The sequence below is a fragment of the Massilia sp. MP_M2 genome (assembly GCF_039123635.1).
Lineage (GTDB): Bacteria > Pseudomonadota > Gammaproteobacteria > Burkholderiales > Burkholderiaceae_D > Telluria.
Genome location: NZ_JBCHJF010000001.1, coordinates 960934 through 981650, shown reverse-complemented (window position 1 = coordinate 981650; position 20717 = coordinate 960934). Strand labels below are relative to the sequence as shown.

Below are 20717 nucleotides of genomic sequence, written 5' to 3'. Positions count from 1 at the left end.
CTTAGGGTTGCGGCCCGGCGCTGCCGAGCTGGAAGGTGGGCGCCGGGATCTCGGCCATGCAGGCCGCGTCGAGCTTGTCCTGCGGCCGGTCGAGGAATGCACGAATCAGGCGCGGCGCGCAGCCGAGTTGCGAGACGCCGTGGCCAGCGTTGGCCACCACGATCTGCTGGGCGTGCGCCATCGACCGGGCGGCACTCGCGGCGCGGTGCGGCGGCGTGACCGGATCGAGCGCGCCCGAGAGCAGCAGGGCCGGCGCCTCGATGCGGGTCGGTTCTGCATACGGCACGGCCGGCACCCGGATGTCGTCCTTGCACAGCTTCGGCATCATCTCGGCCAGCGGCCGCGCCAGCACGGCGGCATCGAGCTTCATCAGTTCGGGCGTAAAGCGCGGCACGTCTTCGGCGCACACCACCGCGAAGTGCAGCAGCATCGACACGCTCGCGTCGTTGCCGAAGTCGCCGGCCAGGTTCTGGCGCGCGATGAACGGCTGCCAGCGCCCGCGGCTCGCGTTATGGATCAGGAAGGGCAGGCGCCGCGCATCGGCCGGCGCATACAGGATGTTGTGCACGGTGCCCAGGAAGCGGTCGGACGACATCGTGAAACTGGTCTCTTTGGCCGTGCGTGGATTGGGCAGCGACAGGCGCAGGTCGCCCGCCTCGAGCCGGGTGACCAGGCCATCGAATTCGGCGCGCAGGTTCGGGTACGCCTTGTGGCAGGCGGCGTCGCGGGCGCAGGCAGCAAACACGCCGTCGAGCGCGGTCTGCGAGTCGCGGCCCCCGGCCGGGATCACCTGGTCGGGCGCGGCCACGCCGTCGAGCACGAGCGCGCGCACGCTCGAAGGGTAGGCGCGTGCATAGGTTTGCGCCAGGCGCGTGCCGTACGAGCCGCCCCACAGATTGACCTGGCCATAGCCCAGCGCAAGGCGCACGCTTTCGAGGTCGCGCGCGGCGGCCAGCGTGGTGTAGGCGCTCAGTGGCGAGGTGTTGGCTGCGATGCAGGCGCGCAGTTCGGCCATCAGCTCGGCGTCGCCCATGGTTTCGTGTTCGGGCTTGCTGACGCAACCGAGCTTGCCCGAGCGGCCGGTGCCGCGCTGGTCGATGAAGACGATGTCGCGTGTGGCGCGCACGCGGTCGAACGCGGCCTTGAGCAGCAGCAGCACATCGCTGCCCGCCTGGCCCGGGCCACCGGCCAGCACGAACAGCGGATCGCTGCGGCTGCCCTGGCGGAAGGCCGGCGCCACGGTCACGTGCAGTGCCAGCGTCGGCCCCTGCGGCTGCGCATGGTCGAGCGGCACCGTCACGCTCACGCAGCGCAGCGCCTCGACCACGCCGGGCAGATGGCAGCTGCGCTCCGTCATGGCCGGTGCGGCGGCGCTGGCGCTACCCGCCGCCAGCAGCAGCGGGAGCGCCAGCAGGGCGGGCAAAATCTTGAATATCGTCACGACATCTCCTCAGGTTGCAACGATGATAAGTTCGCGTTGTTTCTATGGTCAACCGATTGTTTCAACAACGCATCAAGGCATGCGGACCGGGTCAGGACTGTGGCAGCAATGGCCCCTGAAAATCACCAGATGGCGATTGACGGCAGTGCCGGTGCAGGTTATGATCGTCGGCTTTCCGTTTGCTCAGGAAAAGATAACAAGGCCGAGTCCGCTGAAGTACAGGGCGGAACCACCATTTGAGCAATTTTTTATTTTGGAATAAACATGAAAACTTTTTCCGCTAAGGGCCATGAAGTCCAGCGCGACTGGTTTGTCATTGACGCGACGGACCTGGTCCTCGGACGTGTTGCCAGCGAAGTGGCACTCCGACTGCGCGGCAAGCACAAGCCGGAATTCACCCCGCACGTCGACACCGGTGACTTCATCGTTGTGATCAATGCAGGCAAACTGCGTGTGACCGGTACCAAGGCCACCGAAAAAACGTACTACCGTCACTCGGGTTACCCGGGCGGTATCTACGAAACCAACTTCCTGAAAATGCAACAGCGTTTCCCAGGTCGCGCACTCGAGAAAGCTGTCAAGGGCATGCTGCCTAAAGGCCCACTCGGCTACGCAATGATCAAGAAGCTGAAAGTGTACGCGGAAGGTTCGCACCCACACGCTGCTCAGCAACCACAAGCACTGACCCTCTAAGGAACTGACATGATCGGTAACTACAACTACGGCACCGGCCGTCGCAAGAGTGCAGTCGCTCGCGTGTTCATCAAAACTGGCACCGGCCTGATCATCGTGAACGGCAAGCCTGCTTCCGAATACTTCTCGCGCGAAACTGGCCTGATGGTCATTCGCCAGCCACTGGAACTGACCGGCAACGTCGAGCGTTTTGACATCAAGGTCAACGTGCACGGCGGCGGCGAGTCGGGCCAGGCTGGCGCCGTCCGTCACGGCATCACCCGCGCTCTGATCGACTACGACGCAGCACTCAAGCCAGATCTGGCCCGTGCTGGCTTCGTCACCCGCGATGCGCGTGAAGTCGAGCGTAAAAAAGTTGGTCTGCGCAAAGCACGTCGCGCAAAGCAATTCTCGAAGCGTTAATTCGTTTCTGCCGGCGCCTTCGGGCGCTGTGCCGAAAAAGCCGTCCGCCGCAAGGTGGGCGGCTTTTTTGCTTTACAGAGCAGTACGCCCCGCATTTCGGGGGCTGTTAAAATGCACCTTCGTCCTGAAATCAGGGCCTTTTTACCATTATTGAGGAACAGAACATGATCAAAGTTGGCATCGTTGGCGGCACCGGATACACGGGCGTGGAATTGCTGCGGCTGTTGGCCGTGCACCCGGATGTGCAACTGACGGCGATCACGTCGCGCAAGGAAGACGGCCTGCCGGTGGCCGACATGTTCCCGTCGCTGCGCGGGCGCGTCGACCTGGCGTTCTCGAGCCCCGATAAAGCCGACCTGAAAAGCTGCGACGTCGTGTTCTTCGCCACCCCGCACGGGGTGGCCATGGCCCAAGCGCCCGAGCTGCTCGCTGCCGGCGTGAAAGTGATCGACCTGGCGGCCGACTTCCGCCTGAAAGACCAGGCCACGTTCGAGAAGTGGTACAAGATCGACCATACGGCGCCCGAGCTCCTCGAAGAAGCCGTGTATGGCCTGGCTGAGCTGAACCGCGACGCCATCAAGGGCGCGCGCCTGATCGCCAATCCTGGCTGCTACCCGACCACGATGCAGCTCGGCTACTACCCGCTGCTCAAGGCCGGCATCATCGACGCGGGCAACCTGATCGCAGACTGCAAGTCGGGCGTCTCGGGCGCCGGTCGCAAGGCCGAGATCGCCACGCTGTTCTCCGAGTCGAGCGACAACTTCAAGGCCTACGGTGTCAGTGGTCACCGCCACACGCCGGAAACCACGGCGCAGCTGGCGCGCTTCACCGACCAGAAGGTCGGCCTGATCTTCACGCCGCACCTGGTGCCGATGATTCGCGGCATGCACGCAACGCTGTATGCGCGCCTGACGCAGGAGATCGACGACGCTGCGCTGCAGGCCCTGTTCGAAGACGAATACAAGGACAGCGAATTCGTCGACGTGATGCCGTTCGGCTCGCACCCCGAGACCCGTTCGACCCGCGGCTCGAACGTGCTGCGCCTGGCGCTGCACCGGCCGGATGGCGGCGACACGGTCGTGATCCTGGTGGTGCAGGACAATCTGGTCAAGGGCGCATCGGGCCAGGCCGTGCAGTGCATGAACCTGATGTTCGGGCTGGATGAGGCGACTGGTCTGAAGCAGATCGCGCTGCTGCCGTAACAAAGTAGTTCCTTGCATTGCGGCTGAATGGCCGCATATCCAAGGTGTCGCTTAGGAGGTAGGGTGGGCGGCTATGCCGCCCACGCGGTGAGTGTTGACAGCCAGATCATGCGGAAATACAACGCAGTCGATCGCGATCCCCGCGTGGACGGCGCAGCCGACTCGGCGTCCCCGTCCACCCTATGTCTCATCTGGCCGACTTTCCCCGAGGGTCGGCAGCATGAGTTCCCCCAACCGTCTATAATGGGCCGAGTTTGATTATCCAGGAGCATTCCATGACCGCAGTCGCCGAAGTAGTAGATTTCGACACGATTCCCGTACCAATCAACTTCACTGACAGCGCGGCACAGAAAGTGGCCCAGCTGATCGAAGAAGAAGGCAACCCCGACCTCAAGCTGCGCGTCTTCGTGCAGGGCGGCGGCTGCTCGGGCTTCCAGTATGGCTTCACCTTCGACGAGATCATCAACGACGATGACACGACGATGGAAAAAGCCGGCGTCCAGCTGTTGATCGACTCGATGAGCTACCAGTACCTGGTCGGCGCCGAGATCGATTACAAGGATGACCTCGAAGGCGCGCAGTTCGTGATCAAGAATCCGAACGCCACCTCGACCTGCGGTTGCGGTTCGTCGTTCTCGGCGTAAGTAACACAGCGCTGCCCGGCAATTGCCGGTGCATCAAAAAGGCCCGCTTCGAGCGGGCCTTTTCACATTCAGGCCCGCGTCAAGCGGGCCTGTTTGCGTTCACGCAGGGTACAGCGCGCCCAGAACGCGCAAGCCCCGCGCCCCTGTCACGGCCGGCAGGTTGCCCGGCGCGCGCTGCGTGAAGCGCCAGCCCAGCCAGGCGAACGCCAGCGCCTCGACCCGGTTTGGCGCCACCCCCAGTTCGGCCGTCGACGCGACCTTGGCGCCATCGAGTTCGGCGCTGATGGCGCGCAGCAGCGCGCTGTTATAGGCGCCGCCACCGCACACGTACACGGCGTCCGGCGCGATGCCCTCGGCGCGGATGGCGCGCGCGATCGTCACGGCGGTCAACTGCGTGAGCGTGGCCTGGACGTCGGCCGGAGCGACATCGTGAAAGGCGGCCAGTCTGGCATCGAGCCAGGACGCATGGAACAGGTCGCGCCCCGTGCTCTTGGGCGCCGGCAGCGCAAAGTACGGCTCATCGAGCAAGGCTGCCAGCAATGGCTGGTGGACGGTCCCGCTCGCGGCCCAGGCGCCATCCTCGTCGTAGGCCCGGCTCTGGTGGCGCGCGATCCACAGGTCCATCAATACATTGCCGGGACCCGTGTCAAAACCGGTCACGCGGCCGTCGCCATGCAGCACGCTGATATTGCCGATGCCACCGATATTCACGACCACGCGCGCCGCGCCCGGCGCGCCAAAGGCAGCCGCATGGAACGCCGGCACGAGCGGCGCGCCCTGGCCGCCGGCGGCGACATCGCGGCTGCGAAAGTCGGCGATCACGTCCAGGCCGGTGAGTTCGGCCAGCAGCGCCGGATTGTTGGTCTGGCGCGTAAAGCCCAGTTCGGGGCGATGGCGGATCGTCTGGCCATGCACGGCCACGGCAGCGACCTTGCCGGGGCTGGACGGCAACAGCGCGCGCACGCAGTCGGCGTAGGCCAGCGCCAGCGCGTTGGCGGCCAGCGCCTCGCGCTCGAGTTCGTTGTGGCTGGCCGCCTGCAGCGCCATCAGTTCGGTGCGCAGGTCGGCAGGGAAGGGCGTGAAAGCGGCTGCGATCGTGCGGATTGCGCCATCGGAGAAGTCGGCCAGCACGCCATCGACGCCGTCGAGGCTGGTGCCGGACATCAGGCCGATGAAAAGGGAAGGTGTCTCGGTCATGGTGTTATAAGAAAATCAGGCCATACAAAACAAAACGCCCTCCGGCATCGAGATGCAGCGGAGGGCGTCGGGACAGTGGCGAGGCTGGCTTAGCGGGCGGCCATGGCCGAGCCGCTTGGACCCAGCAGCGAGAAGCGGTGATTCATCTCGGCAGCAGCCATACGGAAACGACCCAGTTCGGCCTGGCTCAGCGGTTGCTGTGCCAGCGACTTGTACTGGTTCGGGTCCTTGGCCACGCCTGCCACACGGAATTCGTAGTGCAGGTGAGCGCCGGTCGACCAGCCGGTCGAGCCGACGTAACCGATGACCTGGCCCTGGTTGATCTTGGCGCCCTTGCGCAGGCCCGGTGCAATACGGCTCATGTGCGCGTAGGCGGTGCTGTACGCCGACCAGTGCTTGAGCACGACCATATTGCCGTAGCCATTGCCGTTGCCGGCGAAGTCGACGGTGGCGTCAGCCACGGCGCGGATCGGGGTGCCGGTCGATGCTGCGTAATCGACGCCCTTGTGCGCTTTCCATTTGCCCGACAGCGGGTGCACGCGCATCGAGAAGCCCGACGAAATACGCGAGTACTCGAGTGGCGACTTGAGGAAGGCCTTTTTGAGTGCCTTGCCGTCGAGGGTGTAATAGCCGCCCTGTTTGGTGATCGGATCTTCGTACCAGACCGACTGGTACGCCACGCCGCGGTTGACGAACTCGCCAGCCAGGATGCGGCCGGTCTTGACTTGTTCGCCGTCGAGCCAGAAGGTCTCGTAGACCACATTGAAGCGGTCGCCGCGCTTGACGTCGGTGCGGAAGTCGATATCGGTCGAGAACATCTCGATGATCTGGCCGACGATCGAATCTGGCAGGCTGCCGCCGTCGACGTTGGAGTCGGTGGCTGCATACAGCGACGAAGCGATGTCGCGCGAGCGCATTTCAACGCGACGCTCGAGCTTGGCCGGCGCTTCGAGGGCGACGAAGGATTCGCCCTTGCGCTCGACGCTGATCGTGCGTGCGTTGCCGTTCTTGCCATCGATGACGGTGGCGCGCATCGACAGCAGCAGGCCGTTTTCATCGGTCTCTGCCTGGATGCGCTTGCCGGTCTGGAGCGAGAGCAGGCGACGTGCCAGCTTGTCGGAGCGAACGAATTTCTGGGCCTGTGCATCTTCGATGCCAAGGCGGGTGAAGAGCGAGCCGAGCGAATCGCCGCGGCGGATGCGTTCTTCGTGGATGAATTGCTGCTCGTCTTGCTGGAGTGCGGCGATCTGGGATGCCAGATTTGGCAATTCCAGGTTCGTCGCGACCGAGGTCACGGGCAGGTCGGAAGGATCGCTGACGATCGGTGCGACACCTACTGCGCCGAAGGCGCACATGCTGAGGAAGACGGCGCCGGCGCTCAAAACGCGGGCTTTGCGGGTCTTCGGCACCAGCTGCAGCAGTGTCTGACGGGTAATTTTCTGTATAGGGTTCATGCAATCAGTTAAAATTTGCGGCTGAACTTTCAAGGGCCATGTTCGTAACGTTTAACAAAGTTTTCTTTGGGAAACGAAAACAGGATCGTGAATTATACCAAAAGATGTGGTCCTACAACCGTTTTAGCCAATTTCCTACACGAATTTATGACCTCAACCGCAGTTCCTGGTGGCAATTCCATGGTAAATCCGCCCGTGCGCCTTCCTCTTACCGACCATGTTCTCGAGTCCCTCGCCATAGCGAAAAGGGGCGTTGACGAGCTGCTGATCGAGGCCGATTTTGCGCAAAAGCTGGCGCGGTCCGAACAAACCGGCGCACCGCTGCGCATCAAGCTGGGTTTGGACCCGACAGCGCCAGACTTGCATCTGGGCCACACTGTGGTGCTGAATAAGTTGCGTCAACTACAAGATCTGGGTCACCAGGTGATTTTCTTGATCGGTGACTTCACGTCGATGATTGGCGACCCGTCGGGCCGCAATGCCACCCGGCCGCCGCTGACGCGCGAGCAGGTCGAAGAAAACGCGATGACGTACTTCCGTCAGGCCTCGCTGGTGCTGGACGCCAGCCGCACCGAGATGCGCTACAACTCGGAGTGGTGCGACCCCCTCGGCGCGCGCGGCATGATTCAGCTGGCGTCGCGCTATACCGTGGCGCGCATGATGGAGCGAGACGATTTCACCAAGCGCTACAAGAGTGGGACACCAATCGCGGTGCATGAGTTCCTGTATCCGCTGATGCAGGGCTACGATTCGGTCGCGTTGAAGTCCGACCTTGAGCTGGGTGGAACGGATCAGAAATTCAACTTGCTCGTTGGCCGCGAACTGCAGAAGGACTACGGCCAGGAGCCGCAGTGCATCCTGACCATGCCGCTGCTCGAAGGCCTGGATGGCGTCGAAAAGATGTCCAAGTCGAAAAACAACTACATCGGCATCACCGAAGCACCGAACACCATGTTCGGCAAGCTGATGAGTATTTCGGACGACATGATGTGGAAGTACTTCAATCTGCTGTCGTTCCGCTCGCTGGACGACATCGCCGGATTGAAGGCGACGATCGACGGCGGCGCCAACCCGCGCGACGCCAAAGTGGCGCTGGGCAAGGAAATCGTGACGCGCTTCCACTCGGCCCAGGCGGCCGACGATGCGTTGGCCGACTTCGTCAACCGCTCCAAGGGCGGCATCCCCGACGATGTGCCGGAAGTGACGCTGTCGGGCGCCCCGATGGGCGTGGCGCAGTTGCTCAAACAAGCTGGCCTGTGTGCATCGACGTCGGAAGCCATGCGCATGGTCGACCAGGGCGGCGTGCGCATCGATGGCGCCGTCGTGGCCGATAAAGCGCTGCAGGTGGCTGCCGGTACGCTCGTGGTGCAAGTGGGCAAGCGCAAGTTCGCGCGCGTGACGCTGGCATGATCGGCTTGCTGCAACGCGTGAGCGAAGCGGCAGTGCGCGTCGACGGCGCGACCGTCGGCGCCATCGGTCCCGGCTTGCTGGTATTGCTGTGCGCCGAAAAAGGCGACACCGAGCGCGAAGCCGACCTGTTGCTGAGCAAGCTGCTGGGCTACCGCGTCTTTTCGGACGCGGCGGGCAAGATGAACCGCAGCCTGGCCGACGTCGATGGCGGCGTGCTCCTGGTGCCGCAATTCACGCTGGCGGCCGACACCAAATCGGGCACGCGGCCATCGTTCACGCCGGCGGCAGCGCCGGAAGACGGCCGGCGCCTGTTCGACCACGTGGTGCGTCAGGCGCGTGCGCGCCACGCCAAGGTGGAGACCGGCGTGTTCGGTGCCGACATGAAGGTGTCGCTCATCAACGACGGCCCCGTGACATTCTGGCTGCGTGTTGATCCGGTCGTAGCAACCCGCTGAAACCCCGGCTGGCTCCAGGTGTCAAAACCAGTAGCCGGGAGGAGCGATGCGAATCTGGAGCAATTCATTTACCAACGGGGCGGCCATTCCCGCTGCCTGCGCGTTCGCCGTGGGCGACCCTGCCACCCACGTCAGGCTGTCGAGCAACCGCAACCCGCACATCGCCTGGGATGACGTGCCCACCGGCACCGAATCGCTGGTGCTGTTCTGCCACGATCCCGACGTCCCGCGCGATGCGCGCCGCGTCAATCTCGACGGCTGCACGGTGCCGCTGACGGCGCCCCGTACCAACTTCTTTCACTGGACGCTGGCCGATATTCCCGTGTGTCTCACGGCGCTGGCCGAAGGCAGGTTTTCCCATCGCGTCACGCCGCACGGCAAGACGGGCCCGCTCGTGCCATTCACCGTCAAGAACGGCACCGAGCACCAATTGCGCCATGGCATCAATGACTATACGGACTTGTTTGCCGGCGCCCCCGGCATGGCGGGCGAGTTCTATGGCTATGACGGCCCGTGCCCGCCCTGGAACGACGAGCGCGTGCACCACTATGTCTTTACCCTGTATGCACTCGATATGCCGCGCCTGCCTCTTGCGGGCCGTTTTACCGGGCTCGAGGCGCGCATGGCGATCCATGGCCACATCCTCGACGAGGCGTGCATCTTCGGCACCTATGCGCTCAATCCCCACGCCGTCGCCGATCTGCCAAAATAGCGCTTCCATCCGATCGCCCCGAGGTTCGGGCACAAGAACCTCATGACCCTGACCACGGCGCCCCAGGGCGCGACCACGATCCTGCTCATCCGCCACGGCGAAACCGCCTGGAATGCCGAACGCCGGCTGCAGGGCCATCTCGATATCCCGCTCAATGCCGAAGGCGAGCGCCAGGCCGCGCTGCTTGGCGCCGCACTGGCCGGTGAACCCATCGATCACGTGTTGTCCAGCGACCTGGGCCGTGCCCGGCAAACCGCCGAGGCGATCCTGCACGCGCGCGGCGCAACAACCGCCTTGCAGGTCGATCCGCAATTGCGCGAACGCTGCTACGGCGGCTTTGAAGGCTTGCTTTATAGCGAGATCGCCGCCCGCTATCCGCTGGACTTTGCCGCCTGGCAGGCGCGCAACATCGATGCGACCCTGCCGCCGGGCAAAAACCAGGGTGAATCGTTCCGCGCCTTTTTTGACCGCGTCACGACGGCGATCATGGCCCATGCCGCACAGTATCCGGGGCAGACGCTGGCACTGGTAGCGCACGGCGGCGTGCTCGAATGCGCCTACCGCGCCGCGCTCGGCCTGTCGCTGGACACCCCACGCGACTTCAAGGTGCATAACGCCAGCATCAACCGCTTCGTGCTCGAGCAGGGCAAGCTGCGCCTGACGAGCTGGGGCGAAGTCGAGCATCTGCGGCAAGTGGCGCTGGACGAGTTGCCGTAGGGTGGAAGGCTCCGCCTTCCACGCGGTGATGGTTGGCGGTGGAGTGCTACGCCCGAAACCGGCACCGATTGGTTGGCGGTGGGGTTTGCTGCGCACGAAACCGGCGCCATGTCTCCCGCCAGATCACCCCGCGCATGACCGGCACCGATAGCGATCGCCGCGTGGACGGCGAAGCCGTCCACGCTACGTGATAGCTCTCATCCCCCACTTCCTGGCCTTGCCAATATCGCACACACAACAATTTCAAAAATTGTGCTGATAATTTGAGCAGCGCTTGAGGTAAAATAGCAGGTTCCCGTGTCACTTTTGAGTCTGCCAGCTGTGCAAATAGGTCCTTATCTCCTGCGTAATAACGTCTTTGTCGCGCCGATGGCTGGTGTGACGGACCGTCCGTTCCGGCAACTGTGCAAGCAGCTCGGCGCGGGCTATGCGGTGTCCGAGATGGCCGCGTCCAATCCGCGCCTGTGGGCCAGCGAAAAGACGTCGCGCCGGATCGACCACGCGGGCGAGATGGAGCCCAAGGCGGTGCAGATCGCTGGCGCCGATCCGAAAGACCTGGCCGATTGCGCGAAGTTCAACGTCGAGCGCGGCGCGCAAATCATCGACATCAATATGGGTTGCCCGGTCAAGAAGGTCTGCAACAGCTGGTGCGGGTCGGCCCTGTTGCAGCACGAAGACCTGGTCGAGCGCATCCTGCACGCGGTGGTCGAGGCGGTCGACGTGCCGGTCACGCTGAAATTTCGTACCGGCTGGGATCGCCAAAACAAGAACGCGCTGCGCATCGCGCGTCTGGCCGAACAGGCCGGCATCCAGATGCTGACCCTGCACGGCCGCACCCGGGCCGATGGCTACAAGGGCGACGCCGAGTACGACACCATCCGCGCCGTGAAGGCGTCGGTGGGCATCCCGGTGGTGGCCAATGGCGACATCACCACGCCCGAAAAAGCCAAGTTCGTGCTCGACTACACGGGGGCGGACGCCGTCATGATCGGCCGGGCGGCACAGGGCCGGCCATGGATCTGCCGCGAAATCGACCACTTCCTGCGCACGGGCGATCACATGCCGGCGCCGCTGGTGGAAGAAGTGCGTGCATTGATGCACGAGCACTTGCCGGCGCACTACGCCTTCTATGGCGAGTTCATCGGTGTGCGCACCGCGCGCAAGCACATCGGCTGGTATGTGCAGGATTTGCCGGATGGCGAGGAATTCCGTCAGCGCATGAATCTGCTGGAATCGACCGCCGAGCAACTTGCTGCGATGGATGAGTTCCTGAAATCCCAGCACCGCCATGGCGAGCGGTTACAATACCGCCCCGCGCTTCCCGCCGTGGACGCAATCGCGGCGTAGAACACCAGCACGACAAGCGACAAGAAGAACAATTGGGGACGCGCTGCCCATAGATGCAGCAAGCCAGTGCAGCAAGCTGGGCAGCAATCACACAACCAGGATGAAGCAGCAAAGACATGAGCAAAGAAAGTATCCAGGAAGTCGTCCAGAAGAGTCTTGAAGACTATTTCAACGATCTCGGCGAGCAAAAACCGACCAACATCTACGACATGATGGTGTTGACCGTCGAAAAGCCCGTCCTTGAAGTGGTCATGTCGCGCGCCGACGGCAACCAGTCGCATGCCGCGCAGATGCTGGGCATCAATCGCAATACATTGCGCAAGAAACTGCAAGAGCACGGGCTGCTCTAAGCGTTGCCGGTTGGCTGCGCTTCCTGCGCGGCCTCGGAGACCCAGCGGTCTCCACGTCCGGCGCCAGGAATTCTCAACCATAGGCCTCACCATGATCAAACAAGCTCTCATTTCCGTATCCGACAAGACCGGCGTGCTCGATTTCGCGCGCGCGCTGAACCAGCTGGGCGTGAACATCCTGTCCACTGGCGGCACCGCCAAGCTGCTGCAAGAAAATGGCGTGCCGGTCACGGAAGTGGCCGATTACACCGGTTTCCCGGAAATGCTCGATGGCCGCGTCAAGACGCTGCACCCGAAGGTGCACGGCGGCATCCTGGCCCGTCGCGATTTTCCCGAGCACATCGCGAAACTGGAAGAGCACAATATTCCGCAGATCGACATGGTCGTGGTGAACCTGTACCCGTTCCAGCAAACCGTCGCCAAAGAACAATGCTCGCTGGAAGATGCGATCGAGAACATCGACATCGGTGGCCCGACCATGCTGCGTTCGGCCGCCAAGAACCACCGCGACGTGGTCGTGGTCGTCGATCCGGCCGACTATGGCGTCGTGCTCGCTGAAATGAAGGGTTCGGGCGGCGACGCCGGGCCGGTCAGCTACGAGACCAAGTTCCGCCTGGCCAAGAAAGTGTTTGCGCACACCGCCCAGTACGATGGCGCGATCACCAATTACCTGACCAGCCTGGGCGAGGACCGCGCGCACGCGACCCGCTCGAACTTCCCGGCAACGCTCAATATGGGCTTCGAGAAAGTCCAGGAAATGCGCTACGGCGAAAACCCGCACCAGGGCGCCGCCTTCTACCGCGACCTGGTCACGATCGACGGCGCGCTGGCCAACTACCGCCAGTTGCAGGGTAAAGAGCTGTCGTACAACAATATCGCCGATGCCGATGCGGCCTGGGAATGCGTCAAGTCGCTCGGCGGCCTCGGTCAGGCGGCCGGTTGCGTGATCGTCAAGCACGCCAATCCGTGCGGCGTGGCAATCGGCGTCGATGCACTGGACGCCTACTCGCGCGCGCTGCAGACCGATCCGACTTCGGCCTTTGGCGGCATCATCGCCTTCAACGTCGAAGTCGATGGCAAGGCAGCCGAGGCGCTGGCCAAGCTGTTTGTCGAGGTGTTGATCGCGCCAAGCTTTACCGCCGAAGCGCGCCAGATCATGTCGGCCAAGCAGAACGTGCGTCTGCTCGAGATCGCGCTGGGCGCCGGCCAGAATGCCTACGACGTCAAGCGCGTCGGTGGCGGCCTGCTGGTGCAGTCGCCGGACGCGAAGAACGTCGGCATGGAAGACCTGCGTGTCGTCTCCAAGCTGCAGCCATCGCCGCAGCAGCTGCAAGACCTGATGTTCGCCTGGCGCGTGGCCAAGTTCGTCAAGTCGAACGCGATCGTGTTCTGCGGTAACGGCATGACGCTGGGCGTCGGCGCCGGCCAGATGAGCCGCATCGATTCGGCGCGCATCGCGTCGATCAAGGCCCAGAACGCCGGCCTGAGCTTGACCGGCTCGGCCGTGGCGTCGGATGCGTTCTTCCCGTTCCGTGACGGCCTGGACGTCGTCGTCGATGCGGGCGCGACCTGCGTCATCCACCCGGGTGGATCGATGCGCGACCAGGAAGTCATCGATGCCGCCGACGAGCGCGGCGTCGTGATGCTGTACACGGGCACGCGTCACTTCCGTCATTAATCGCAACAATCCGAACGCGTCATCGTAGGGTGGACGGCTACGCCGTCCACGCGTTCAATCCGCGTATGATTCACCTGTAGGCCAAGCAAACGCCGATCCCTGTGTTTTTGCACAGTATTTTTCCCACGAACACCCCCAGCCGGGGTAACATTCCAGCATGATTATTCTCGGCATCGACCCGGGCCTGCGCACGACGGGGTTCGGCGTCATTGAAAAACACGGCACGAAGCTGCGCTACATCGCTTCGGGCACCATCAAGACCGGGCTGGAAGGCGCCTTGCCGCCACGCCTGAAAGTCATCCTGCGCGGCGTCAGCGAAATCATCGCGACCTACCAGCCAGCCTGTTCGGCCATCGAAAAAGTGTTCGTCAACGTCAACCCACAATCGACCCTGCTGCTGGGGCAGGCGCGCGGCGCGGCCATTACGGCGCTCGTGGGCGCCGATCTCGAGGTCGCCGAATACACGGCGGTGCAGGTCAAGCAGGCGGTCGTTGGCACCGGCCGCGCGGCCAAGGCGCAGGTGCAGGACATGGTCGCGCGCCTGCTCAAGCTGCCAGGCCTGCCGGGCAGCGACGCGGCCGATGCGCTTGGCGTGGCGATCTGCCATGCCCACTCGATCGACACGCTGGCGCTCTTGGGCGCCATCGCGCCCGACATGCGCGCTCTGCACATGAAAAACAGCCGTCTCGTCTCATAACAAGGAACCACTCCCGATGATCGGTCGTCTCTCCGGAACCCTGCTCGAAAAAGCGCCGCCGCACGTGCTGGTGGATTGCAATGGCGTTGGCTATGAAGTCGATGTGCCAATGAGCACCTTCTACAACCTGCCACACACGGGCGAAAAAGTCGTGCTGTTTACGCACCTGACCGTGCGCGAAGATGCGCACCTGCTGTTCGGCTTTGGCAGCGCGTCCGAACGCACGCTGTTCCGGCAACTGATCAAGATCACGGGCGTGGGCGCGCGCATGGCGCTCTCCATCCTGTCGGGCATGACCGTGGCCGAGCTGTCGCAGGCTGTCACGCTGCAAGAGACGGGCCGCCTGGTCAAGGTGCCCGGCGTCGGCAAGAAGACCGCCGAGCGCCTGCTGCTCGAACTCAAGGGCAAACTCGGCGCCGATATCGGCATGGTGGCCGGCGTGCCGCGCGACGACACGCAGACCGACGTACTCAACGCGCTGGCCGCGCTGGGTTACTCCGACAAGGAAGCGCTGCTGGCGATCAAGAACATGCCAACCGGCGCCAGCGTCTCGGATGGCATCAAATTCGCGCTCAAGGCGCTTTCCAAAGCCTGACCGGATGTAAGCGATGAGTATCCAGACCGACAACTTTACCGAACAGCGCGTGATCGACGCCGCGCCGGCCTCGCCCAACGAAGAGGCGATCGAGCGCGCGCTGCGGCCCAAGCAGCTCGACGAATACGTCGGCCAGGAGAAAATCCGCGACCAGCTCGAGATTTTCATCACGGCCGCGCGCAACCGGCGCGAAGCGCTCGACCATACGCTGCTGTTCGGCCCACCGGGCCTGGGCAAGACGACGCTCGCGCACATCATCGCGCGCGAAATGGGCGTGAATCTGCGCCAGACCTCGGGCCCCGTGCTCGAGCGCCCGGGCGACCTGGCGGCATTGCTGACCAACCTCGAACCGAACGACGTGCTGTTCATCGACGAGATCCACCGCCTCTCGCCCGTGGTCGAGGAAATCCTGTACCCGGCGCTCGAGGATTACCAGATCGACATCATGATCGGCGAAGGCCCGGCCGCGCGCTCGGTGAAACTCGACCTGCAGCCGTTCACGCTGGTGGGCGCGACCACGCGCGCCGGCATGCTGACCAATCCGCTGCGCGACCGTTTCGGCATCGTGGCGCGCCTGGAGTTCTACAACGTCCCCGAACTGACCAAGATCGTGCTGCGCAGCGCCGCGCTGCTGGTGGCGCCGATCGACGAAGACGGCGCGCGCGAAGTGGCCAAGCGCGCCCGTGGCACGCCGCGTATCGCCAACCGGCTGCTGCGCCGCGTGCGCGACTTCGCGCAGGTGAAAGGCAATGGCGACATCACGCGCGACATCGCCGACCGCGCCCTCAAAATGCTCGACGTCGACAGCGTGGGCTTCGACGTGATGGACCGCAAGCTGCTCGAAGCGGTGCTGTTCAAGTTTGCCGGCGGCCCGGTCGGCATCGGCAACCTGGCCGCGGCCATCGGCGAAGCGGCCGACACGATCGAAGACGTGCTGGAACCTTTCCTGATCCAGCAAGGCTATCTGCAGCGCACCCCGCGCGGGCGCATCGCCACGCCACTGGCCTACCAGCACTTTGGCGTGACCGCGCCGCGCATCAGCCCGACGGGCGACTTGTGGGACAGTCTGCCGCCAGGGCAGGGCGGCTGACCGCGCCCGGCAATCTTGTCCGAAAACTATTGGTTTTGGGGTCCGCACGACGGTTATTTACCCTGTTTTCATGTTAGTGCTACTCTTCGCCTCTTCGTTTAGCAAACGGCCATGCGATAAAGAGTCACTGAATGAGTCGCAGCACCCTGCCGTTCCCGTATAGCATCAAGCGCCATGGCGTCTCGCTGTCCAACTGCGATGACGAACCGGTACGGACACCCGGCTGCATCCAGGCGCACGGCTTGCTGCTGGCGCTCAGCCCCAATGATCTGGTCGTGCGCCAGGCCAGTGAAAACTGGCCGCAGCGTACCGGCCTGGCCATGGACCAGGTACTGAACCAGCCCCTGGCCGCCGTCATCGGCCCGGATGCGGTGCAGCGCATCGTGCACGCGATGCGCACCGAGGTCCTCGAACGCAATGCCTTGTACGTGCTGACGGCGCCGCTGCCCCATGCGGCTTGCCGTGATGTCGCGATGGACTTTTCGGTGCACCAGACCGACGGCGTCCTGATCGTCGAGATCGAGCCGGCCAGCCGGCCGGGTGACACGGTCGTGACCGACAGCGACTATTATTCGATGGTGAAAACGACGCTGGTGCGCCTCAAGTCAGCGGGCAGCCTGAGCGCGTTCTGCGAGATCGCCGCCCATGAGGTGCGGCGCACGACGGGCCTGGATCGCGTGATGATCTACCGCTTTCACCGCGATGACACGGGTGAAGTGATTGCCGATGCGCGCCGCAGCGACCTCAATTCGTGGCTCGGCCTGCGTTATCCGGCCAGCGACATTCCGGTGCCGGCGCGCGCAATTTTCAAGCGCATCGGCGTGCGGCCCTTGCCGGACGTGAACGGCGCGTTGATGGAAATCGCGCCGCTGCTGAACCCGGTGACGGGGCGGCCGCTGGACATGACCTATTGCGCGCTGCGCGGCGCGTCCGTCATGTACACCGATTACCTGCGCAATATGGGCGTGGCCGCCACGCTGACGATGCCGATTCTGCGTGATGGCCATCTGTGGGGCCTGATCGCCTGCCACCATTACGCGCCGATCGCGATGCCCTATACGCTGCGCGCGGCTGCCGAATTTCTCGGTCAGATCACGTCCCTCGAAATTGCCTCGGCCGAGGGCAGGGAGCATCTGGAATACCGCTTGAAACTCGACACCGCCCACCAGGCCGTGCTGGGACAGGCGCTCGCCGACGGCAATTACGCGGCGCTGACCCAAGGTGCGCCGTCCCTGCTCGATGGCATCGACGCCGGTGGTGTGGCGGTGTCGGAGAACGGCCAGTGGAGCATGGCCGGCGCCACCCCGGATGCAGAGCAGCTCACGGCGCTGGCGGCCTGGCTGACCCTGAACAGCGCGCGACTGGCCGATGGCAGCAGCGTCATTGCACTGGACGAACTGGGCCGCGATTATGCCGACGGCGTTGCCTGTATCGACTGCTGCAGCGGCGTACTGGCGTTTCCGGTGTCGCAACGCAGCCACGGCGACTGGGTCATCTGGTTTCGCCCGGAACAGCTGCAGACCTATCAATGGGGCGGTAACCCCTACGAGGCCGGTAAGGCCACCGGGGCGCACGGCACACGACTGACGCCGCGCCAGAGCTTCGCCGTGTGGCAGGAAGAAGTGCGGGGCCGCGCCGAACCATGGAAGCCGGTCGAGATCGAAGCGGCCAAGAACTTGCGCCTGTTGATGCTCGACGTCGTCGTCGCGCGCGCCGAGCAGCTGGCGGCGCTGAACACGGACCTGGTGCGCAGCAACGACGAACTCGATGCGTTTGCCTATGTCGCCGGCCATGACCTGAAAGAGCCGCTGCGCGGCATTCACAAGTACGCGCACTTCCTGCTCGAAGAAACGAAGGCGGGGCGCCCGCTCGACCAGCATGGCCTCGAACGCATCGACGCCATGCTGCGGCTGACGGTGCGCATGGACAACCTGCTCGACGCGCTGCTGCACTTTTCGCGCGTCGGGCGCCTCTCGCTCGAGCGCCAGCCCATCGCGCTGGGTGACGTGGTGGCCGAAGCGACCGATATGCTCGGCGCGCGCTTGCTCGAACACGCCATCGAGGTGCGCATTCCCCGGCCGCTGCCAACGATCTCGTGCGACCGCATTCGCGTGCGCGAAGTGTTCGCCAACCTGATCTCCAACGCCGCCAAATACAACGACAAGTCGCGGCGCTGGATCGAGATCGGCTATCTCGATCCGGTCGATGGTGCCGCCGTTTCCACCTTCTACGTGCGCGACAACGGCATCGGCATCGATGCCAGGCACAGCGAGCGCGTTTTCATGATGTTCAAGCGCCTGCATACACGCGACGCCTATGGCGGCGGCAGCGGCGCCGGCCTGGCGATCGTCAAAAAACTCGTCGAGCAGCACAATGGCCATAGCTGGTTCACGTCTGAAGTGGGTGTGGGCACCACCTTCTGTTTCACGCTGATCGGGCCACCATGCAACAGGTGAATCTGTGAAGCCGCTGGTGCGCAGCGATTTGCCACCCATCCTGGTTGTGGATGACAGCGACGACGATTTCGACACCGTCTCGATTGCCGCGCGGCGGGCCAGGATCAGCAATCTGCTGGTGCATGCAAGCGATGCCGACGAAGCCAGGCGCCTGCTGTTCGCCGCGCCTGCCGTCGCCTATGCCTTCATGCTCCTGGACTGCAATCTGCCGGGCGAGGATGGCCTGACGCTGCTGGAAGAAGTGCGCCGGCATCCGCAACGTCAGACCATGCCGGTGATCGTGCTCACAGCCAGCATCAACCCGCGCGACCGGGATGCGTTCTACGCCGCTGGTGTCAATGCCTACCATGTCAAACTGGTCAATTTCGAGGAAGGCCTGGCCAGTCTCGAGAGCGTCTTTCACTATTGGCTCACGCACGTCGTGCTACCGGGCGCGGACACCTCATCGACTGGAAAACACCAATGGCTGTAGCTCACGACACCGATCGTCCCTGGCGCATCCTGCTGGTCGATGACAATGAACTGGACCGCGCCGAAGCGAAAGCGGCGCTGCTGTGCGGTCATCATCGTCATTACCAGTTCGTCGAAGCGACATCGGCGAACGAGGCGATGCACCTGTGCGCCAGTTCGACGCCGTTCGACTGCATGATCCTCGATTTTTTCCTGCCCGATGGCGACGCGCTCGACGTGCTGGCACGCCTTCCGTGCGACGCCGACAAGATCCCGCATCTGCCCGTCGTGATTCTCACTGGCGTGGCCGGCACGGCCAGCCGCGCGTCGCTGCGCCACGGCGCCCAGGATTTCGTGGGCAAGGCCTGGCTGGGCCGCGAGAGCCTGACCTGGGCTGTCGAAAATGCCATCGAGCGGCGCAAGATCGCGCGCGAAGTCATGGCCGAACGTCACGTGATGGACAGCCAGCGCCAGTACCTGTTCGAGGCCGAGCGCACGGCGCGCCTGGAAAGCGAACGGGTGGCCTTGCTCAAGGACGAATTTCTCGCCACGCTCAGTCATGAACTGCGCACGCCGCTGGCCGTGATCGTCGGCTGGGCCGGCGTGCTGCAGCGCGCGCAGGACAATCCCGATACTGTCAGGCGCGGTGTCGACGTCATCGCGCGCAATGCCGGCCTGCAGGCCAAGCTGATCAACGATCTGCTGGACATGAACCGCATCGTGACCGGCAAATTGATCCTGGATCTGCAGCGTGTCGACCTGGGCGCGCTGCTCGATTCGGCCGGCGAATTTTTGCGCCCGCTGGCCATCGCCAAGGGTGTCGACATCAGGATCGACATCCGTGATGGTGCGCCGCTGGAGCTCGATGGCGACGCAGTGCGCCTGCAGCAGATTTTCGCTAATTTGTTGGGTAATGCACTCAAGTTCACGCCCGGTGGTGGCGCGATCGTCTTGACTGCGCGGCGCCGCGACGACGGGCAGGTCGCAGTGACGGTGCGCGACGATGGCGAAGGCATCGATGCACGGTTCCTGCCACAGTTGTTCACGCGCTTCAGCCAGGAAAACAGCAAGGCCGCGCGCGTGCACGGCGGGCTGGGGATCGGCCTGTCGATCGTCAGGCAGCTGACCGAGCTGCATGGTGGCACCGTCAGCGGCGCGAGCGCGGGCGTGGGCAAGGGCGCGACGTTCACGGTGCTGCTGCCGCTGCGATCGATCGACGTGGTGCGCGAAGGGGCGGGCGACGACACGGCAGGCATTGTCATGGATGCGGATGCCCACCAGCTGATGCTGATCGACCTGCGCGGCGTGAGCGTACTGCTGGTCGACGATAACGAAGACATTCTGGAACTGAGCCGGCGCGTGCTGGAAGAGCGGGGTGCCGGTGTGGTCGCGGTCAATTCGGTGGAGGCGGCGCTCGCGCAGTTACGCGACGCACTGCCGCAGGTGCTGGTCAGCGATATCAGCATGCCCACGCTGACCGGGTACGACCTGATTCGCACGGTGCGCAACGACCTGCGCCTCGATGCGCAGAAGCTGCCGGCGGTGTCGATGTCCGCGTTCGCGCGGCCACTGGATCAGCAGCGGGCCTTGCAGGCGGGGTATCAGGCGTATCTGATCAAGCCGTTGCAGCCGCATCTGCTGATCCGGGCGGTGGCGCAGCTGGTGGGGCGGGGCGAGGTCTCGCCCCTCGTCCCGGCTCTGCAACGCCACTGAACCTGCCCGGCAAG

At 63.9% G+C, this 20717-nt stretch carries 21 protein-coding genes; 18 read left to right on the top strand and 3 right to left on the bottom strand.

Annotated elements, in window-relative coordinates; all coding sequences use genetic code 11:
• Window position 1: 1 nt before the first annotated feature.
• Window positions 2-1441 carry an alpha/beta fold hydrolase gene (locus RCH14_RS04425; protein WP_343024927.1) on the bottom strand — a complete coding sequence of 480 codons (1440 nt, stop codon included), beginning with the start codon at window positions 1439-1441 and terminating at the stop codon, window positions 2-4.
• Between the two features lie 108 nt (window positions 1442-1549).
• On the opposite strand from RCH14_RS04425, the gene RCH14_RS04420 reads away from it, so the two are divergent.
• The 5 genes from RCH14_RS04420 (at window position 1550) to erpA (ending at window position 4382) form a co-directional block, all read left to right on the top strand.
• On the top strand, window positions 1550-1681 hold the full coding sequence (locus tag RCH14_RS04420) for a hypothetical protein (RefSeq protein ID WP_343024926.1): 132 nt from the start codon (window positions 1550-1552) through the stop codon (window positions 1679-1681).
• Between the two features lie 24 nt (window positions 1682-1705).
• Window positions 1706-2134: a 50S ribosomal protein L13 gene (gene rplM, locus RCH14_RS04415; RefSeq protein ID WP_183556744.1), complete on the top strand. Its 429-nt coding sequence runs from the start codon at window positions 1706-1708 to the stop codon at window positions 2132-2134.
• A 9-nt stretch (window positions 2135-2143) separates the two neighbouring features.
• Window positions 2144-2536, top strand: coding sequence for a 30S ribosomal protein S9 (rpsI, locus tag RCH14_RS04410; protein WP_183556746.1), 393 nt, complete (start codon window positions 2144-2146; stop codon window positions 2534-2536).
• Between the two features lie 164 nt (window positions 2537-2700).
• Complete coding sequence (argC, locus tag RCH14_RS04405; protein WP_343024925.1) at window positions 2701-3738, top strand: N-acetyl-gamma-glutamyl-phosphate reductase; 1038 nt, start codon at window positions 2701-2703, stop codon at window positions 3736-3738.
• Between the two features lie 275 nt (window positions 3739-4013).
• On the top strand, window positions 4014-4382 hold the full coding sequence (gene erpA, locus RCH14_RS04400; RefSeq protein WP_183556750.1) for an iron-sulfur cluster insertion protein ErpA: 369 nt from the start codon (window positions 4014-4016) through the stop codon (window positions 4380-4382).
• Between the two features lie 99 nt (window positions 4383-4481).
• Here erpA and RCH14_RS04395 read toward each other — a convergent pair whose 3' ends face one another.
• Together RCH14_RS04395 and RCH14_RS04390 are read right to left on the bottom strand one after the other, a co-directional pair.
• On the bottom strand, window positions 4482-5579 hold the full coding sequence (locus RCH14_RS04395; RefSeq protein ID WP_343024924.1) for an anhydro-N-acetylmuramic acid kinase: 1098 nt from the start codon (window positions 5577-5579) through the stop codon (window positions 4482-4484).
• 89 nt (window positions 5580-5668) lie between these two features.
• Window positions 5669-7033 carry a M23 family metallopeptidase gene (locus tag RCH14_RS04390; protein WP_343024923.1) on the bottom strand — a complete coding sequence of 455 codons (1365 nt, stop codon included), beginning with the start codon at window positions 7031-7033 and terminating at the stop codon, window positions 5669-5671.
• Window positions 7034-7213: 180 nt separating this feature from the next.
• On the opposite strand from RCH14_RS04390, the gene tyrS reads away from it, so the two are divergent.
• From tyrS to RCH14_RS04325, 13 genes are all read left to right on the top strand, one after another.
• Window positions 7214-8443, top strand: coding sequence for a tyrosine--tRNA ligase (tyrS, locus tag RCH14_RS04385; RefSeq protein WP_407070049.1), 1230 nt, complete (start codon window positions 7214-7216; stop codon window positions 8441-8443).
• Window positions 8440-8898 (top strand): D-aminoacyl-tRNA deacylase, encoded by a 459-nt coding sequence (gene dtd, locus RCH14_RS04380; RefSeq protein ID WP_343024921.1) that lies wholly within the window; start codon window positions 8440-8442, stop codon window positions 8896-8898. The genes tyrS and dtd overlap by 4 nt, the downstream gene beginning before the upstream one ends.
• A gap of 46 nt (window positions 8899-8944) precedes the next feature.
• On the top strand, window positions 8945-9610 hold the full coding sequence (locus RCH14_RS04375) for a YbhB/YbcL family Raf kinase inhibitor-like protein (RefSeq protein WP_343024920.1): 666 nt from the start codon (window positions 8945-8947) through the stop codon (window positions 9608-9610).
• A 42-nt stretch (window positions 9611-9652) separates the two neighbouring features.
• Window positions 9653-10327 carry a histidine phosphatase family protein gene (locus RCH14_RS04370; protein WP_343024919.1) on the top strand — a complete coding sequence of 225 codons (675 nt, stop codon included), beginning with the start codon at window positions 9653-9655 and terminating at the stop codon, window positions 10325-10327.
• Between the two features lie 321 nt (window positions 10328-10648).
• Entirely contained in the window at window positions 10649-11674 is a 1026-nt protein-coding gene (gene dusB / locus RCH14_RS04365; RefSeq protein WP_343024918.1) for a tRNA dihydrouridine synthase DusB, read from the top strand.
• A gap of 116 nt (window positions 11675-11790) precedes the next feature.
• Window positions 11791-12024 carry a helix-turn-helix domain-containing protein gene (locus tag RCH14_RS04360; RefSeq protein WP_005667930.1) on the top strand — a complete coding sequence of 78 codons (234 nt, stop codon included), beginning with the start codon at window positions 11791-11793 and terminating at the stop codon, window positions 12022-12024.
• A gap of 91 nt (window positions 12025-12115) precedes the next feature.
• Window positions 12116-13702 carry a bifunctional phosphoribosylaminoimidazolecarboxamide formyltransferase/IMP cyclohydrolase gene (purH, locus tag RCH14_RS04355; protein WP_183556791.1) on the top strand — a complete coding sequence of 529 codons (1587 nt, stop codon included), beginning with the start codon at window positions 12116-12118 and terminating at the stop codon, window positions 13700-13702.
• A gap of 157 nt (window positions 13703-13859) precedes the next feature.
• The gene (ruvC, locus tag RCH14_RS04350; protein ID WP_343024917.1) at window positions 13860-14399 is read left to right on the top strand and encodes a crossover junction endodeoxyribonuclease RuvC; all 540 of its coding nucleotides are present in this window, start codon (window positions 13860-13862) and stop codon (window positions 14397-14399) included.
• Window positions 14400-14415: 16 nt separating this feature from the next.
• Window positions 14416-14994, top strand: coding sequence for a Holliday junction branch migration protein RuvA (gene ruvA, locus RCH14_RS04345; RefSeq protein ID WP_343024916.1), 579 nt, complete (start codon window positions 14416-14418; stop codon window positions 14992-14994).
• 13 nt (window positions 14995-15007) lie between these two features.
• The gene (gene ruvB / locus RCH14_RS04340) at window positions 15008-16084 is read left to right on the top strand and encodes a Holliday junction branch migration DNA helicase RuvB (protein WP_343024915.1); all 1077 of its coding nucleotides are present in this window, start codon (window positions 15008-15010) and stop codon (window positions 16082-16084) included.
• Window positions 16085-16215: 131 nt separating this feature from the next.
• Window positions 16216-18540 (top strand): ATP-binding protein, encoded by a 2325-nt coding sequence (locus RCH14_RS04335; RefSeq protein ID WP_343024914.1) that lies wholly within the window; start codon window positions 16216-16218, stop codon window positions 18538-18540.
• A gap of 4 nt (window positions 18541-18544) precedes the next feature.
• Window positions 18545-19012, top strand: a complete 468-nt coding sequence (locus RCH14_RS04330) for a response regulator (protein WP_343024913.1) — start codon at window positions 18545-18547, stop codon at window positions 19010-19012.
• A complete protein-coding gene (locus RCH14_RS04325) occupies window positions 19003-20703 on the top strand; it encodes a response regulator (RefSeq protein ID WP_343024912.1) in 1701 nt (566 codons plus the stop codon). Before RCH14_RS04330 ends, RCH14_RS04325 begins: the two co-directional genes overlap by 10 nt.
• Window positions 20704-20717 lie beyond the last annotated feature (14 nt).

Excerpts from the sequence above, each read along its gene's own strand:
- RCH14_RS04335 (WP_343024914.1), top strand. The coding sequence starts at position 16,216 with ATGAGTCGCAGCACCCTGCCGTTCCCGTATAGCATCAAGCGCCATGGC.
- RCH14_RS04395 (WP_343024924.1), bottom strand. The coding sequence starts at position 5,579 with ATGACCGAGACACCTTCCCTTTTCATCGGCCTGATGTCCGGCACCAGC.
- purH (WP_183556791.1), top strand. The coding sequence starts at position 12,116 with ATGATCAAACAAGCTCTCATTTCCGTATCCGACAAGACCGGCGTGCTC.
- rpsI (WP_183556746.1), top strand. The coding sequence starts at position 2,144 with ATGATCGGTAACTACAACTACGGCACCGGCCGTCGCAAGAGTGCAGTC.
- erpA (WP_183556750.1), top strand. The coding sequence starts at position 4,014 with ATGACCGCAGTCGCCGAAGTAGTAGATTTCGACACGATTCCCGTACCA.
- ruvA (WP_343024916.1), top strand. The coding sequence starts at position 14,416 with ATGATCGGTCGTCTCTCCGGAACCCTGCTCGAAAAAGCGCCGCCGCAC.
- RCH14_RS04375 (WP_343024920.1), top strand. The coding sequence starts at position 8,945 with ATGCGAATCTGGAGCAATTCATTTACCAACGGGGCGGCCATTCCCGCT.
- RCH14_RS04370 (WP_343024919.1), top strand. The coding sequence starts at position 9,653 with ATGACCCTGACCACGGCGCCCCAGGGCGCGACCACGATCCTGCTCATC.
- dtd (WP_343024921.1), top strand. The coding sequence starts at position 8,440 with ATGATCGGCTTGCTGCAACGCGTGAGCGAAGCGGCAGTGCGCGTCGAC.
- tyrS (WP_407070049.1), top strand. The coding sequence starts at position 7,214 with ATGGTAAATCCGCCCGTGCGCCTTCCTCTTACCGACCATGTTCTCGAG.
- ruvB (WP_343024915.1), top strand. The coding sequence starts at position 15,008 with ATGAGTATCCAGACCGACAACTTTACCGAACAGCGCGTGATCGACGCC.
- argC (WP_343024925.1), top strand. The coding sequence starts at position 2,701 with ATGATCAAAGTTGGCATCGTTGGCGGCACCGGATACACGGGCGTGGAA.
- RCH14_RS04390 (WP_343024923.1), bottom strand. The coding sequence starts at position 7,033 with ATGAACCCTATACAGAAAATTACCCGTCAGACACTGCTGCAGCTGGTG.
- ruvC (WP_343024917.1), top strand. The coding sequence starts at position 13,860 with ATGATTATTCTCGGCATCGACCCGGGCCTGCGCACGACGGGGTTCGGC.
- rplM (WP_183556744.1), top strand. The coding sequence starts at position 1,706 with ATGAAAACTTTTTCCGCTAAGGGCCATGAAGTCCAGCGCGACTGGTTT.
- RCH14_RS04420 (WP_343024926.1), top strand. The coding sequence starts at position 1,550 with ATGGCCCCTGAAAATCACCAGATGGCGATTGACGGCAGTGCCGGTGCA.
- RCH14_RS04325 (WP_343024912.1), top strand. The coding sequence starts at position 19,003 with ATGGCTGTAGCTCACGACACCGATCGTCCCTGGCGCATCCTGCTGGTC.
- RCH14_RS04360 (WP_005667930.1), top strand. The coding sequence starts at position 11,791 with ATGAGCAAAGAAAGTATCCAGGAAGTCGTCCAGAAGAGTCTTGAAGAC.